Source organism: Filimonas lacunae (genome assembly GCF_002355595.1).
Lineage (GTDB): Bacteria > Bacteroidota > Bacteroidia > Chitinophagales > Chitinophagaceae > Filimonas > Filimonas lacunae.
Map to the genome: position 1 here is coordinate 24,851 of NZ_AP017422.1, position 16,013 is coordinate 40,863.

Genomic DNA, 16,013 nt, shown 5'->3' on the forward strand with positions numbered 1-16,013 from the left:
ATTGTGTGCATTCTGTTAAACCAAACCAAATGACTGCTTTGAGAAAGGTTTTTATTTCTGTTGCCGGCAGAAGGTTGTTTCTGCTGCTATTGGTTTCCTGTTTTTCTTTCTCCGTATCCCGCGCCCAGATTACTATTCCGGTGGGCGCTGCTAATGGTGCTAATGGCGAAACGGATTATCCCTGCCCGTTGCAGGATTATTTTGAGAGTAGCCGCATGCAGTTTTTGTACCTGGCTTCTGAGTTAAAGGCGGCCGGTATGGATTCAGGCTTTATTAAATCTATCTCTTACAAAGTAACCGGGGGTATTTTGCCCGGCACTTTTGCGCCTATGGAAGGTTTGTCTATTAAAATAGGCGGTTCTACTGTAGGAACATTAGATATATATTCATGGGAAACTGTTGCTAACCAGGTATATGGCCCTGTTGATTACAAAGCTGTTCTGGGTATCAACACATTTGTATTCTCCACTCCTTTTTTATGGAATGGTCGCGACAACCTTATCATTGAAATCTGTAACGGAATAGATGATAATAAATCGCCTACCGATTACTCTACCGTAAACCCAAGTGTAACGTGGACAACCAATTTGCCGTTTTATGCATGTCATACCACCCTGGCGCAAAACAGCGGTAGTTTGTGTGGTACTGCTGAAACCGGCACTACAGGCGATTTAAACACCCGTCCGGATATTACATTTGGCTGGTCGCCTGCAGTAGTGTGTGCCGGAACGCCGGTAGCAGGTGCTGTAACTGCTTCTGTAACTACTACCTGTGGCACTGCTCCCTTTGACCTTACATTGAGTGGCGCTACTATAGCGGATAACATTACCTATCAATGGCAATCGTCTGTCAATGGTGTTAACTGGAATAATATGACGGCTTCCGGTGGGTTCGGGGTCACTACTTCCCAAAGTGTTACCACCTCTTACCGGGTGTTAGCTACCTGCGGTGTATCGGGTGCATCTGCTACTTCAACGCCTGTTGAGGTGGTTACCCCTCCGGCAGTGTCGGGCATCTATACTATTAATAAAGACCAGGCAACAGGTGGGGGTAATTTCCAGTCGTTTAACGATGCCTATAATTTTATTAAGTGTGGCATTAATGGTAATGTGGTGTTCAATGTTACTTCTGTAAGCGGATCTTATAATGAACAACTGTTGATGCAGTCGGTTCCGGGTGCTTCCGCCTCCAATACGGTTACTTTTAATGGTAACGGCCAGTTGATCGAGTACCTGGCCACGGATGGTGGGCAGCGTGCGGTGATTGAGTTGAATGGGGCCAGTCATATCCGGTTCAATAATTTGCGCATCACTGCTACCGGACAAGCCTGGGGGCAGTATGGATGGGCGGTGCATCTGATGAATAACGCCGACTCCAATACTATTAGTAATTGTGTTATTACGGTAGATTCCACTTCGGGTATGGATAGTTATGTGGGTATTATGATCAATGGTTCTTCTTATTCTTTCATGGGTAGTAATACTTCCGGTTGCGATAGCAATTCTATCCGTAATAATATTATCACGGGCGGATATACAGGCATTGCTGTCATAAGTAATTCCGATCTGGCCAATATGCGCAACAGTATTACGGGCAACACCATACGTGAGTTTTACCAGTATGGCATGTATATTTCTTATACCTATGCTACCCTCATTGCCAATAACCGGTTTACCCGTGAAAATAATCCCTTCAATTCTTACGAAATGGCGGGTATCTATGCTTCGGGGTTGAGCAGTAAAATGGTGATAGATGCGAATGTGATTACGCATATGGGTGGAGCTACAATCGATTACTCCGGCAGTTTGTATGGTATTTACCTGTATTCGGTAAACACGCTGGCGGGATTGAATAACCTGGTAAGTAATAATAAAATATATAACCTGGGTGAGGCGGGCACCGCTTACGGTATTTATAACATGGGCTCGGGTAACCTGCTGTATGCGCACAACGCTATTTCATTAGATGGTGATGGTAGCGCTTCGTTTTCTGTGCCCGTAATGCGTGGCTTTTATATAGATGCCGGCGAGCCGGATATTGTGTTGAAAAATAATATGGTTACCGTAACCCGCACAGGGCCGGGTAATAAAGCCTGTATAGAGATACAGGGTGATGTATCAAAAGTTACTGCCAATAGAAACAACTATTATATACCCAATAGCATAGGGGGTAAAATCAATACGGGCTTTGTCAATGGCAATTACAGCAATACGCTGAAAGATTGGCAAACCGCTACAGGTGGCGATGCGGAATCTTTTTCGCTGAATCCCTCTTATGAAGATATTCTTGCCGGTAATCTAAAGCCGCTGAATGCAGCAGTGGATAACAGGGGTGAGTATTCTTCGCTGGTGCCTGCGGATATCGATGGTGTGTTCAGAAGCACCACCACGCCAGATGTAGGTGTGTATGAATATACACCACCACCTTGTATCGCACCGCCCACCGCGGGTGCGGTAAAGCCGGCCAGCGATACCGTTTGTGTGAATGCGCAGGTGGGCATGGGGCTGTCTGGTTATTCCAATGGCTCAGGGCAAACCTACCAATGGCAATATGCAGCGTCTCTTGCTGATGCTTTTGTAAACCTGGGTGCTGCGTTAAACAGTGCGGATACGGTTATCAGGCCATCAGCTACTTCCTATTACCGGGTACAGGTAGGTTGTGGCGCGTCTTATGCTTATACCAACCCGGTAAGGGTGGTTACTAAAAATAGTTTGCCTGCGGGTAATTATACGTTAAGTAATACGGCTGCGGTCGGTACTGTTGATTTTAACAGCTTTACGCAGGCGGCATCTGCATTGGCTTGTGGCATACAAGGTAGTGTAGTGGTAGATGTGGTAAGTGTAAATAGTGTGTATAACGAACAGTTGATCCTGGGCGAGGTACCGGGCACTTCTGTCAGCAACCTGCTTACTTTTAATGGCAATGGTAATACGCTTACTTATGGTGCTACCAACACAGAAGAGAAGGCTATTCTCAAACTGAATGGTACCGATCATGTTATTGTAGACAGTCTTATCATACAGCCGAATAATAGTGGTATGTATGGTTATGGTATTCAATTGTTGAATAATGCAGATAGTAACTTGTTTCGTAAGTGTACGGTAGATATACCTATGGAGCTGTGGTGGTCTGAGTTTAATGGTGTGGTGATCAATGCTACGAATGATGATGCTACGGCAACCGGTGCGTCTTTGTGTGATGGTAATGTGTTTGAGAATAATACCATTAAAGGAGGTTATACGGGTATTTCTGTAGTAAGCAATATGGATAATCCTGTTGCGGGTAACCAGTTTATTAATAACCAGGTGCAGGATTTTTACGCGCGTGGTATTTACCTGCAAAACACGGTGGGGGCAATAGTAGACCATAACAGCATTTCGCGTCCTGTTCGTTCCGATGTTAACTATGAGTTTCAGGGCATACAGGTGCTGGAAAAAGCGAATAAGCTGGTGGTTAACGGCAACCGGATATACAATCCGTTTGGTGGTAACACCGGTAGTAATGGGGAGGTGTTTGGTATTGGGCTTATACTGGCGGCCTTTGATGCCGGCCAGGAAGGGCTGGTAAGTAACAACCTGTTGTACAACTTCAATGGTAGTGGCAATTTATATGGTATTGCTTTTATCAACACGGGGAATGTAAAATGTTATCATAATACCATATCGTTCGATCATGTATTGAATACGGCACCTACCAATGCCTACGGCCTGTATGCTATGGGTACTATCACAGGGGTGGATGTGCAGAATAACATTGTTACTGTTACCCGTGGTGGTAAGGGTAGGAAGGCGGCTGTATTTTCTTACAGTCCCTTACAGGATGCCAGGTTTGATTATAACGATTATTATGTAGCGGGTGCAGACGGTACCAATAATATTGGTGATATAGATGGTGTGGGTAGTTATGCCACGCTGGCCGGCTGGCAAGCCGGTGTATCGCAGGATGCGCATTCTGCTAATATCGATCCCGTATATACTGCGCCGGCTACCGGCAATCTGAAACCTGCTGTTATGCCTATGGATAACACAGGGCATTATGTGCAGGTAGCAACTGATGTTGTGGGCGTAAGCAGAAGTGCTGTAACTCCCGATATGGGCGCTTATGAATTTACGCTTCCGCTGTGTACAGCGCCCCCGGTGGCGGGTGTTGCTACGGCTGTTCCGGCTTCTGGTATTTGTATGGGAAGCACTATTGCTTTGGATATACAGGGTAATTCGGCAGGAGGTACACAAACATATCAATGGCAGCAAAGTAAGGATGGTGCTACCGGCTGGGTAAATGCGGGCAAGCTGCAATACCTGCCAGCAGTTGCTATGCAGGTAATGCACAGCAACTGGTACCGTTGCGCGGTGGCTTGTGGTGGCGATACGGTGTATTCGGCTGCAGTTGCGGTTACTTTAAACGATCCTTTACCGGGCGGGGTGTATACTATTGCTACGGATGGCTCGGGTAATTATCCCTCCTTTAATGCGGCTGTGGCTGCTATGGAATGTGGTATAGGTGGTGCTGTTACCTTCCTGGTAAAAGCCGGCACCTACACCGAAAATGTGAAAATGCATTATGTATATGGCTCTTCCGATACCAGCAGAATTACCTTCCGTGCCGAAAATGGTGTTGCGTCTTCTGTAGTACTTAACAGTAGCGCCACTTCTCCTGATGATAACTATGTAGTAAAGCTGGATAGCGCTTCTTACACTACTTTTTCCAATATCAGCCTGCAGGCGAATAGCACTTTCGGACTGGGTACGGTGGCTATGATTACCAACACGGCTTCTGCCGATAGCCTGGTAAACTGTGTGTTAACCGCACCCGCTGCTAATTATTTTTCTTTAAATACAGCGGTGGTATTGCTGGATAATGCAGTAGGCAGCAATAACGTGATCAAAGGCAATACTATTCAAAATGGTTCTGCGGGCATTTATCTGAACGGATCAGATTTTTCCTGGATCAACACTACGGTGTTAGATAGTAATCATATCATGGGTGCTAAGCGGTATGGTTTGTATGGCACCTATGCGCATACGCCTGTAATCAACCGTAACCTGGTAGAACAAACTGCCGGTTTGTTTGAAAGTGCATATGGCATTCAGTTACGTTTTTGCGATTCGGGTTACCAGGTAAAAGGTAATACAGTGTTGCTGAAAAATGCCAGTGGCGATGTGTATGGCATTAGCGTGTCTAATAACCGCAGCAGTGATAATTCAGCTGGTTATATTACCGGCAACCGCATAGAGGGATTAACGGGTAATGCCGGTAGCATACGAGGTGTAGAGGTGGCTTCTACAGAGTTAAGCTATGTGCGTAACAATGTTGTCAGCATCGCTTCTTCCGGCAACTATGCATCCACCTATGGCATTTATGATGAAAATTCAGGTGGCCGTTATTATAATAATTCGGTGTTAAATAAATCTTTGGCAGGCTATAGCAATTACGCCGGTATGTTTATGTCTGATTATGATGCGTATGGAACGTCCATGATCTATAACAACATCTTTGCCCAGCTGGGTGGTGGCCGTGCGTTGTACCTGTCGCAAAATCAGAGCGTAAGCAGCGATTATAATATGCTGTATTCTACCGGAACCGGCATTGGTATTGGTGACAATGGCGATGCGGTTACTTTGCCCGATTGGGTGGCAGTATCTAAAAGAGACGAGCATTCTATTGTATATAAACCCGCTTTTGCGGATGAAACCACCTTGCTGCCTGCCCTTAACGATTCTGCTGTATGGGCTATGCATGGCCGTGGTATTCAGTTGCAGGGCAATGTGGATGATTTTAATGGCAATGCCCGACCAGTAACGTTACAGGAAGGGGTGCCCGACCTGGGGGCGTATGAGTTTATGCCTGTAATGGTTCCGGTGGTAGCTACGGCTAACCCGGCTGCACCTGTAGCAGATGCTGCTCAGGTGTTTACCATGGGATCTGATACGGTAGCTGTTATTCATTGGGGTAGCAGTGTGCCGTCGTTAGTAAAAATGAGAAGGTATAGCGGGGTGTTACCGCCATCTTTAGCTGCTGCTACTCCGCAAATGTATTTTTATACAGATGCGGAAGTTACGGGTAGTGTAAGTGATTACCAGGTAGAGCAGTTTTATATCGATCCCTGGTTGTATAATATTAACGCAGAGCAAAAAGTGCGTTTAGGTAAAACTGATGATACAGGTGCCTGGGGTGTGGATGGCAAGAGTAAAGTGTTTACAGGTAAAAACAGTATCCTTAGCGATACGCTGCATTACCTGGCCCGCTTTACGGGTATTGCTGATACTTCCATTAAAGAAAATCCCGATCAATACCTGGCTACAGACAGTTCCAATGCGGGAACGCGTTTCTGGGTAGCTTATGGACATAATTCTAATTTCTCTACTTACGGAGATAACTCACAGGAAATGGTGCTGTATTTCAGTGCCACACAGGCGGCACATGTAACTGTGCATGTGAATGGTACTAACTGGACAAAAGAATACGATGTGCCGGCCAATACGGCTATCAGTAGTGATGCTATTCCTAAAACAGGGCTGGATGATGCACGGCTATTGTGGGAGGGTAAATATAGCAGGGGTATTAGCATTGAGAGTAATGTGCCTATTGTGGCTTATGCGCATATTTATTCATTCACCTCTTCCGGCGCTACCATGTTATTGCCCGAGGGCACTTATGGTTATGAGTACTATGCCCTTACTGCTCCTCAATACAGTGCCGACCCGGGCAGTTACTCCTGGTTTACAGTTGTAGCCAGTCACGATAACACCGCTGTGGAAATAACGCCTTCCTGTGCTACTGTAGGTGGTAAGGTGGCGCGCCAGCCGTTTGTGGTGATGTTGAATAAAGGAGAAGTGTACCAGGTGATGGGCGATTTAACGGGTGGGGATAATTACCAGGGGTATGAAGTAACGGGTAGTAAAATAAAATCCATTACCAATGTGGATGGTAAATGTTATCCTATAGCCGTGTTTTCCGGCAACAGCCGCACATTTATCAGCTGCGATTATTCTATCAGTGGTGCCAGTGATAATATTATACAGCAAAACTTCCCTATGCAGGCATGGGGCAAACGATATCTTACCGTTGCTGTGCCTAAAGAGGAAGCATTTACCTCGCCTATGCAGCATATGTGTCGTGTGCTGGTAAAAGACCCGGCCACACTGGTAAAGCGTAATGGGGTAGTGTTAACAAGCCTGTTGAACAACAGCTATTACGAATTCTTTAGCAATACCAGTGATTATATAGAATCGGATAAGGCGGTGATGGTGGCGCAGTATATGCTTTCTGATGAAGCCTGCGAACCCGGGCAGCTGATGGGCGATCCGGAAATGGTGTATGTGAGTCCGATTGAGCAGGGTATTCACCGTGTTTCTTTCTATCGTAATACCGTGGAAAATGTGAAGGCCAATTACCTGTTGCTTACTATTCCGGATAAAGGCGTGAACTCGTTGCTGATAGATGGCAGCAACACATTCAGTTATTCTTATCCTCATCCTAACTTATCTGGTTATACCGTAGTGGTGCAGCGCTGGAATGCAGCGAAAGCATCGGTAAGTGTAAGCAGTGATTCTGCCTTTACAGCAGTTACCTATGGCGAAGGGCCTAACGAAAGCTATGGCTATAATGCGGGCACTTTGGTGCGTAACCTGTCGGCCTGGCCGGGTATTGTCAACAAATACGATTCTTCCGGCACCAACAGCAAATATGCCTGTGTGGGCACAACGTTCCGCTTTACCGTAGTAGCTCCTTTGCAACCTGAAACCATTGTGTGGCATTTTAGTCAATTGCCGCAGCTGGGTGTAACAGTGGATAGTGTGCAGGTGATGCCGGTGGCTTCCGATACGGTTATTGTCAACGGGCAGGCTTATTATCTCTATACGGTGTCTAAAGAATTCTCCTTTGCACAAACAGGCGTTTACCAACTACCGGTTACTTATACCAGTGCAGCTATTGAAAGCTGCGATCATTCTATTCATCAGTTGTTGACGATTACGGTAATTGAGGCACCTGTTGTAGATTTTACAGCTACTTATTCCGGTTGTTTAAATGATGTGGTGCAGTTGGAGGGTAGTGGGGCAGCTGGCGATGGATCGGCGATTCAAAAATGGTTATGGAGTTTTGGCGATAACCAATCCGGTTATTCAAAAGATACCACCTGGCAATATACCGATGCTGGTACTTACCAGGTAAAGCTTACTGTTATTGATGCTTATGGTTGTATGGCAGATACTGCTAAAGAAGTAGCGGCATTGCCTTTCGCAACATTGGCAATAGCAGATACGGTGTGGGCTTGTAAAGGCGCTGCTGTTACATTAACACTGAATAGCGCGGAAACCGGTATTGTATATAACTGGTACGATGTTGAAACAGGTGGTACTCCATTGGTGGCTGCTGTATCGTACACTATCAATAATCTGGCAGGTACTACAGATGTGTATGTAGAAGCGGTGAAAAATGATTGTGCATCACCGCGTAAAAAAGTGACGGCTGCCGTGTTTGCCGATCTGTTACCGCCTATGGTAACGGTAGATACTGTGGGGGTGAATATGGTGGTGTTCAGCTGGACGCCGGTAACAGGCGCTGTAACCTACGAAGTGTCGCTGGATGGCGGCACTACCTGGATAATACCTTCTTCCGGCACAGACGGTTTAACGCATGTGGTAACCGGTTTGCGTGCCAGCCAGGAGGTTAGCCTGCTGGTGCGTGCCAAGGGCAATGCGGTGTGTGAGGTGACAGTGTCTGAAAAGAAAACCGCCACTACGCTGCCGGACAAAATATTTATACCGAATGCTTTTTCTCCTAACGGTGATGGGTTGAATGATGTAATAAAGATCTATGGCTTTGGCGTGAAGGAGTTGACGTTTGCCGTGTTTAATCAATGGGGTGAAAAAGTGTTTGAAACAAGAGATCAGGCCCAGGGTTGGGATGGTTACTGGAAAGGTAAGCCACAGCCTTCGGGTGTTTATATGTATGTGTGCCAGGTGGTGCTGACAGATGGTTCAACACAAACCAAAAAAGGCGCTATAAATCTTGTGCGATGAAAATGTGGTTACAATACATAACCGGTGTATGCTTGTGTGTAGTGGCTGTAAAGGCCACAGGGCAGGGGCTTTCCAATAAGGGAAAGGAGTTTTGGGTAGGATATGGTTTGCATCAGTTTATGGAAATGGGGCAGAGTAATGGACAGGAGATGGTATTGTATTTAAGTGCAGAAGACTCGGCTAATGTAACGGTTACCATACGCGGGCGCACGGCCACCCTGGTAAAGGTGTATCGTGTGTCGCCCAACACGGTGATCGTTTCTGATAAAATACCCAAGGATGGGGGCAGTTACGATTGTCGTTTGTACGATCTGGACCCCACCTTCGGTGGTAATGGTGGCGATGGGCTTTTTCATGTATCTATTCATATTGAAAGTGATGTGCCTATAGTAGCCTATGCGCATATTTACGGGCAGGTGAGTTCGGGAGCTACGATGTTAATGCCGGTAGAAACATGGGGTTATACGTATACGGCATTGAATAGTACGCAGGTGTATAAAGACAATTGTTTTTCCTTTGCCTATATAGTGGCGCAGCACGATAACACCGTAGTGTCTATTACGCCTACTGTGCCTACGCGCGATGGACATGCAGCTAATGTAGCTTTTGAGCGAACATTGAATAAGGGGGATATATACCAGGTAGTAGCTGCCCATTTAACAGGCGATTATGGGTATGAGCTAACAGGCACTACTGTGCGTTCTATTGCCAATTCGGAGGGAAAGTGTTACCCGGTGGCTTTTTTCTCCGGTAGCAGCCGTACTTATAATCCTTGTTCCCGGGGGTCTGATGGCGGCGATAATGATATGCAGCAATGTTTTCCTTACGAAGCATGGGGCAGGCGTTATTTTACGGCGCCCACTTCTACTTCGGTTACCGCCAGCGCGTTTATGATTAATATGTACAAGGTGGTGGTGCGTGATGCCGCAACTATTGTAAAAAGAAATGGCAAGCAATTGACCAATTACGATGCAGCGAGTAAAAGCTATTCTTTTGAAAGTACTACGGCCGATTATATTGAAGCCGATAAACCTGTGTTGCTGGCGCAGTATATGTCAGGTGGCCCTTGCCTGGTAAGTGGAAAGGGCGATCCGGAGATGATTTATCTCAGCCCTATTGAGCAGGGCATTAAACGTATTGGTTTTTACCGGAATAACCAGGAGTCGATAGAAGTGAATTATCTCACCTTGATCATTCCTAAGAAAGGAGTTTCTTCTCTTACTATAGATGGTGTGAATAGTTATACCTATAGCTATCCGCATCCGCAGAATCCTGATTATACAGTGGTAATAAAGCGCTGGCCTTCTGCCCGCGCGCAATGTATTGTGCAAAGCGATTCTGCTTTTACGGCTATTACCTATGGTTTAGGTTTTGCCGAAAGCTATGGTTATAATGCAGGCACACGCATTAATAACCTGAATGCGGTGATAGCGGTGCATAATGTGGCCGATACAGCGGTGCAGCATTCCTTTACCTGCAAAAAAACGCCGGTAGAGCTGGCGGTGTTAATGGCTAATAAACCTACGCGGCTGGAGTGGTTATTAAGCAAGGTAAGTGGAATGAGTCCGGCTACAGATGTAGCGCAGGATAATCCCGTGCCGGTGGGTACGGTTATCATAAACAATGTTACCTATTACAAATATGCTTTACCGGGTGTGTATACTTTTGCTAACGCCGGTACTGTTGATATCCCGGTGCTGCGTACCGATCCGTTGATCGATAACTGCATTTTTACGGAAGAGATCATTGTTTCAGTGGAAGTGCGCGAACCACCTTATACGCCTTTGCTGATAGCGCATAGTGGTTGTGTGGCCGATCCGGTTACTTTTAAAGGGGCAGATACCACCTACAATGGGTTTCAATTAAAGCGATGGAAATGGACGTTTGCGGACGGTGCTACGGCCGATACTATCGTAACCGCAAAAACGTTTGCTACTGCCGGAGCGCACCAGGTGCAATTGCAGGTGGTGTCAACAGAAGGTTGTGTGGCAGATACTACAGCCAGCTTTGTTATTTATCAGCGGCCCGAAATATCGCTGGCAGTGGATAAAAACACTATTTGCGAACATGGTACTGTGCAGGCTACCGCAACAGCGCAGGCAAGTACTATTGTTATTAAAAACTGGTATTGGAATTTTGGCAACGATACTGTACTTGTTATTGCTGAACCGGGGCCAATTACGTTTGATAAAGCAGGTACCTATACCATTAAGGTGGCAGGCAAAGCGAGTGATGCCTGTGTTACCGATACGGCTACACAGGTTATTATGGTGCAGGCTTCACCGGTGATAGCTATCCGCTATCCGGAAGGATGTTTGCCTGCAGATGGGGTGGTTACTTTTGTTAATAATACCACGGTGTCTGATGGGCAATCACTGGCGCAGCATGAGTGGAATTTTGGGGATGCCGGCGCTACTGCCGCTAATCCTAATACTTCTGTGTTAGCAGCTCCTTCCCATGTGTACACTACCTATGGTTCGTACAATGTGTATTATAAAGCTACTACAGCAGGCGGTTGTGTAGCTGATTCTGTTATCGTTGCTACGTTTAATGTAAAACCTGTTTTCTTTTTCCCGGTATTGCCCGCAGTGTGTGAAAATGCGCCGGGTACCGTTTCGGTGGCTATGGCTTCGGTAACCAATGGGGTAGAAGGAACAGGGTATTATAAAGGGGCAGGGATTGATGCCAGTGGCAGGTTGTCGCCTTCACTGGCCGGAGCGGGTGTGCATACTGTACAGTATATCTTCACTACTAAACTGGGCTGTGTAGATTCGGTAGCATCTTCTATTGAAATATATCCCGGGCCGGTAGCTTCCTTTTATATCACAGATCGTGTGTGTGCGAACGCAGCTACTACTATTACAGATGCTTCCGCTATAGCTTCGGGAAGTATTACTGCCTGGAACTGGGCTATGGGAGATGGTGCGCAACAGGCTTTCACTAACGGAAATGCTTTTGATAAAATATATGCCACTGCCGGTGAATATACCGTGTTGTTGCAGGTGCAGAGTGATAAGGGGTGTGCAGATGATACTTCGTTAAAGGTGCATATACAACCTCTGCCGGTAGCTGCTTTTGCATTGCCTGGTGCGGTATGTATGCCCGAAGGACAGGCGCAGTTTACCAATCAGTCAGCCGTGGCCGATCAGTCTGCCTTAACCTATGCCTGGTATTTTGGCGATGATGGCAGCAGTGCAACGGTGGCTAATCCTGCACATATTTATACTGCGGCCGGCGATTATGCAGTGGGGTTAAAAGTTACTTCTGCTTATGGGTGTTCGGATAGCACGGGCAAACAGTTTGCTGCTTTTTACAATAAGCCGGTGGCTGCATTTACTGTATCAGAACAGGCATTCTGCCAGGGACGTAGTGTACGCTTTACCAGCATCAGTACCGCGGAAAACAGCACGGTTAGTAAATGGAGCTGGTTGTTTGGTGATAATACCAGTAGCAGCCTGGCCAATGCTGTTAAAAAATACAACGATACCGGGCATTATGTAGTGCAGCTGAAAGTAACCAGCGCGGCGGGCTGTGTGTCGGATGTGGTAAGTCAAACGCTTACGGTATACCGCCAGCCGGTAATAGATGCGGGGCCTTCTTTTGAAGTGAATGAAGGTACAACGGTTACGTTTAGTCCGGTAGTGAACGATTCGGTGCGGGTAAGTTTTCAATGGCAACCTGCTGCTTTGTTAAACAATGCTACTTTATTAAGGCCTTCTTACCTGGTCACAGATGATGTCAGCTTTGTGTTAACAGCTACCGGTATGGAAGGGGGATGTACAGCGGAGGATAGTCTTACCGTAAAGGTGTTGCGGCCCGTGATCATTCCTAATGTGTTTACGCCTAATGGTGATGGTATCAATGATGTATGGGATATTAAAAACCTGGCATCGTATCCACATTGTACGGTAAGTATATTCAACCGGTATGGACAGTTGTTGTATGCTACTACGGGATATGGTACACCCTGGAATGGTTTGGTAAAAGGAGAAAGGTTGCCGGTAGGCACTTACTATTATGTGATAGACCTGAAAAATGGTAGCGGTAAAAAAACGGGTTCTCTTACTATACTATAAACTAACCACGATAAATCGTGTAAGCTATGAGAATAAAAATGATTCATCCGCTTGTTGGTGTTATGACGGCTGCGGGGCTGTTTCTATCTGCTGTGTCTGCCAGTGCGCAGGTCGATCCGCATTTTTCGCAGTACTATGTGCATCCGGCCTGGCTTAACCCGGCATTAACCGGGGCTTTTGATGGCGATTACCGTGCAGCTGCAGTGTATCGTAATCAATGGAGTAATGTGTCCAGTCCTTTTTCTACTATCGGTGCTTCTCTTGAGTTGCCTACCAATAAAAACCTGAACCTGGGAGTAAGTGTTATTAATCAAAGCGCGGGCGATGGCGGGTTTAATTATACCACGGCCTATGGCAGCGCGGCCTATACGGGCATTCGTTTTGGTCAGTTGCAGCGGCATCGCATTGTGCTGGCTTTACAGGGCGGTTTTATACAGCGTAAGTTTAATCCTTCTAAGCTGGTGTTTGGCGATCAGTGGAATCCTGTCACGGGGTATAACCCTGGCGCTACCTCAGCAGAGTTGCTGGGGCGTAATTCAGCCAGCAGTTTTGATGCTGGCGCCGGCGCATTGTATTTTGATGCGGCACAGGATAAAAAAGCCAATTTGTTTGCCGGGTTTGCGGTATCGCATTTAACACGTCCTACCGATCAGTTCAGTGCATCCGGGTCGGCTAAGCTGCCTATGCGTTTTACGGCACATGCAGGTGTGCGAATTAACCTGAGTGATGTGGTGGCTATTACGCCCAATGCTTTGTACCTGCGCCAGGGTAGTGGCGAAGAAAAAATGATAGGCACCTATGCACAGTTAAAAGCTTCGGTGAACACCAGTTTGTTGCTGGGTGTCAACTATCGTATACAGGATGCTATTTCGGCACAGGCAGGCTTTTCTTACGATAACCTGATTGTCAGTGCCAGTTATGATGTTAACACGTCTACACTGGGTAAGATGGTAAACGGGGCCAGCAGTTTTGAAATAACCCTGGCGTTTACCGGCAAGTCAAGAGCCAAAACGCCGGAGGTGGAATTTGTGTGTCCACGTTTATAATCATTGATCCTTTAATTGATAAAGCTGTTTCCATGAAATGGATGTTGTATAAAAAATGCCTGGCAGCAGGTTTGCTGGTAGGTATGTTGCTGCCGGCAGCAGGCGCTCATGCGCAATTGAGCCATGAATACCTGCGTGCGGCAAATAGTTATTTTGCCAAAGCGGATTATTCATCTGCTTCTGCTTACTACGAGAAATATTTAAAGGCAGGTAGTAATAAGGGGCATGCGGGTAGCGATCCATATGCACTTACTGCTGCGGAAATGAAACAAAAAACTGCGGTGAGTAGCCGGTTACAGGCGTTGTATCAGCTGGCCGAAAGCTACCGTTTGCTTACTGATTACGATAAAGCAGCGCCTTTGTATCAACAGGTGGTGGCATTGGATAGTGTGCAATTACCGTTGGCTACTTTCCATTATGCATTGGTGCTGCGGGCGCAGGGAAAGTATAACGAAGCGGAACAGCAACTGGGCCGCTTTTTACACAGCTATAGCGCGCAGGATGTTGACAGGGAAGCGGCCACCCGCGAAATTCAAAATGTACAATATATTAAAACACAGCTGGCCCGTAAAGATGCACACTTGTTTACCATCACCAAACTGGCCGAGGGTAAAGAGGGCGCGAGTTATGCACCCGTAAAATTGGGCGATACAGCGTTGTTGTTTACCGCTACCTGGTCGCAGGGGCGTAAGTGGGGAAAAGCACATACCAACTATTTATGCCAGGCCAGTTATCAAAACGGGGTGTTGGGCGATGCTGTAAAAGCGGCTTTGCCGGCATCAGATATGCAGGAAGGGGCAGCAGCGTTAAGTGAAGATGGAAGCACTTTGTATTTCACCCGGTGGGCGGTACTAAGCGGTAAGAAGTCGGCTGCCATTTATGTCAGCAGGCAAGCTGTCAAAGGTGTATGGGATAAACCGGTGGTGTTAGGAGAGGTAGTGAACACGCCCGGCTATAACATGCAGCAGCCTTGTTTGTTACCAGGTGGAAAGGGGTTGCTGTATGTGAGTGATAAGGCAGGCGGATTTGGTGGTTATGATCTCTGGTATGCTCAGCTGGATGTCAATGGTAAGCCTATTAGCTCTGTAAACCTGGGCAATACCATCAATACTGCTTATAACGAGCAGGCTCCCTATTATCATGCTGCTTCTGGTACACTGGTGTTTGCTACAGATGGTCGTACAGGCCTGGGTGGCTACGATCTTTTTTATAGCAAAGGCCAGCCGGGTAGCTGGAGTGTGCCGGAAAACTTTGGTTATCCGGTGAATTCGTTGAAAGATGATATGTACTTCATCAGTGCTTCTGCTTCCGGTCAACTATTAGATCAGGCTGTTATCAGTTCCGATCGCACAGCGGCTTGTTGTCTGGAGTTGATGACGGTGCATCAGCAAATAGTTCCTGTTGTGGCGAAAGCAGATACTGTTGTGGTGCCGCAGGTAACTGTGGTAAAAGAAACCCCTGTAATTGCGCCGGTTGATCTCACCGGTAAAATAGTGGGAACGGTGCGCTATGCTTACAGCGAAGCGGTAGTTACCCCTTCTTCCTATATCGCTTTAGATAGCATTGTGCATCTGTTGCAGACAGATACGGCTATGCAGGTAGAAGTAGGAGGGCATACGGATGATCGCGGAACCGAAGCGTTTAACCTGGCATTGTCAGAGTCGCGTGCTGCCAGTGTGGTGGCTTACCTGGTAAGCAAGGGTATTGACAAAAACAGGCTGGTGATAAAAGGGTATGGGGCAACAGTGCCTTTAGCGCCTAATAAAAAAGAGGATGGTTCGGATAATCCCGAAGGACGGGAGCGGAACAGGCGCACAGAAATAAAAATTTTAAAACGGTCATCATAAGGAAAGGCGTTGCTCCGGATT

The 16,013-nt window shown here is 46.7% G+C and carries 4 protein-coding genes; all 4 read left to right on the forward strand.

Annotation, left to right across the window (positions count from 1 at the left end):
* The first annotated feature begins 29 nt into the window (after positions 1 to 29).
* From FLA_RS00060 to FLA_RS00075, 4 genes are read left to right on the forward strand one after another with little or no spacing between them, the layout of a single operon-like run.
* Positions 30 to 9,023 (forward strand): T9SS type B sorting domain-containing protein, encoded by an 8,994-nt coding sequence (locus tag FLA_RS00060; protein WP_076379573.1) that lies wholly within the window; start codon positions 30 to 32, stop codon positions 9,021 to 9,023.
* Positions 9,020 to 13,099, forward strand: a complete 4,080-nt coding sequence (locus tag FLA_RS00065) for a PKD domain-containing protein (protein ID WP_076379572.1) — start codon at positions 9,020 to 9,022, stop codon at positions 13,097 to 13,099. The genes FLA_RS00060 and FLA_RS00065 overlap by 4 nt, the downstream gene beginning before the upstream one ends.
* A gap of 26 nt (positions 13,100 to 13,125) precedes the next feature.
* On the forward strand, positions 13,126 to 14,145 hold the full coding sequence (locus FLA_RS00070) for a PorP/SprF family type IX secretion system membrane protein (RefSeq protein WP_076379571.1): 1,020 nt from the start codon (positions 13,126 to 13,128) through the stop codon (positions 14,143 to 14,145).
* 32 nt (positions 14,146 to 14,177) lie between these two features.
* Positions 14,178 to 15,992, forward strand: coding sequence for an OmpA family protein (locus FLA_RS00075; RefSeq protein WP_084206257.1), 1,815 nt, complete (start codon positions 14,178 to 14,180; stop codon positions 15,990 to 15,992).
* The last annotated feature ends 21 nt before the right edge of the window (positions 15,993 to 16,013 follow it).

Coding starts and splice junctions, on each gene's coding strand:
- FLA_RS00070 (WP_076379571.1), top strand. CDS start 13,126: ATGAGAATAAAAATGATTCATCCGCTTGTTGGTGTTATGACGGCTGCG.
- FLA_RS00060 (WP_076379573.1), top strand. CDS start 30: ATGACTGCTTTGAGAAAGGTTTTTATTTCTGTTGCCGGCAGAAGGTTG.
- FLA_RS00065 (WP_076379572.1), top strand. CDS start 9,020: ATGAAAATGTGGTTACAATACATAACCGGTGTATGCTTGTGTGTAGTG.
- FLA_RS00075 (WP_084206257.1), top strand. CDS start 14,178: ATGAAATGGATGTTGTATAAAAAATGCCTGGCAGCAGGTTTGCTGGTA.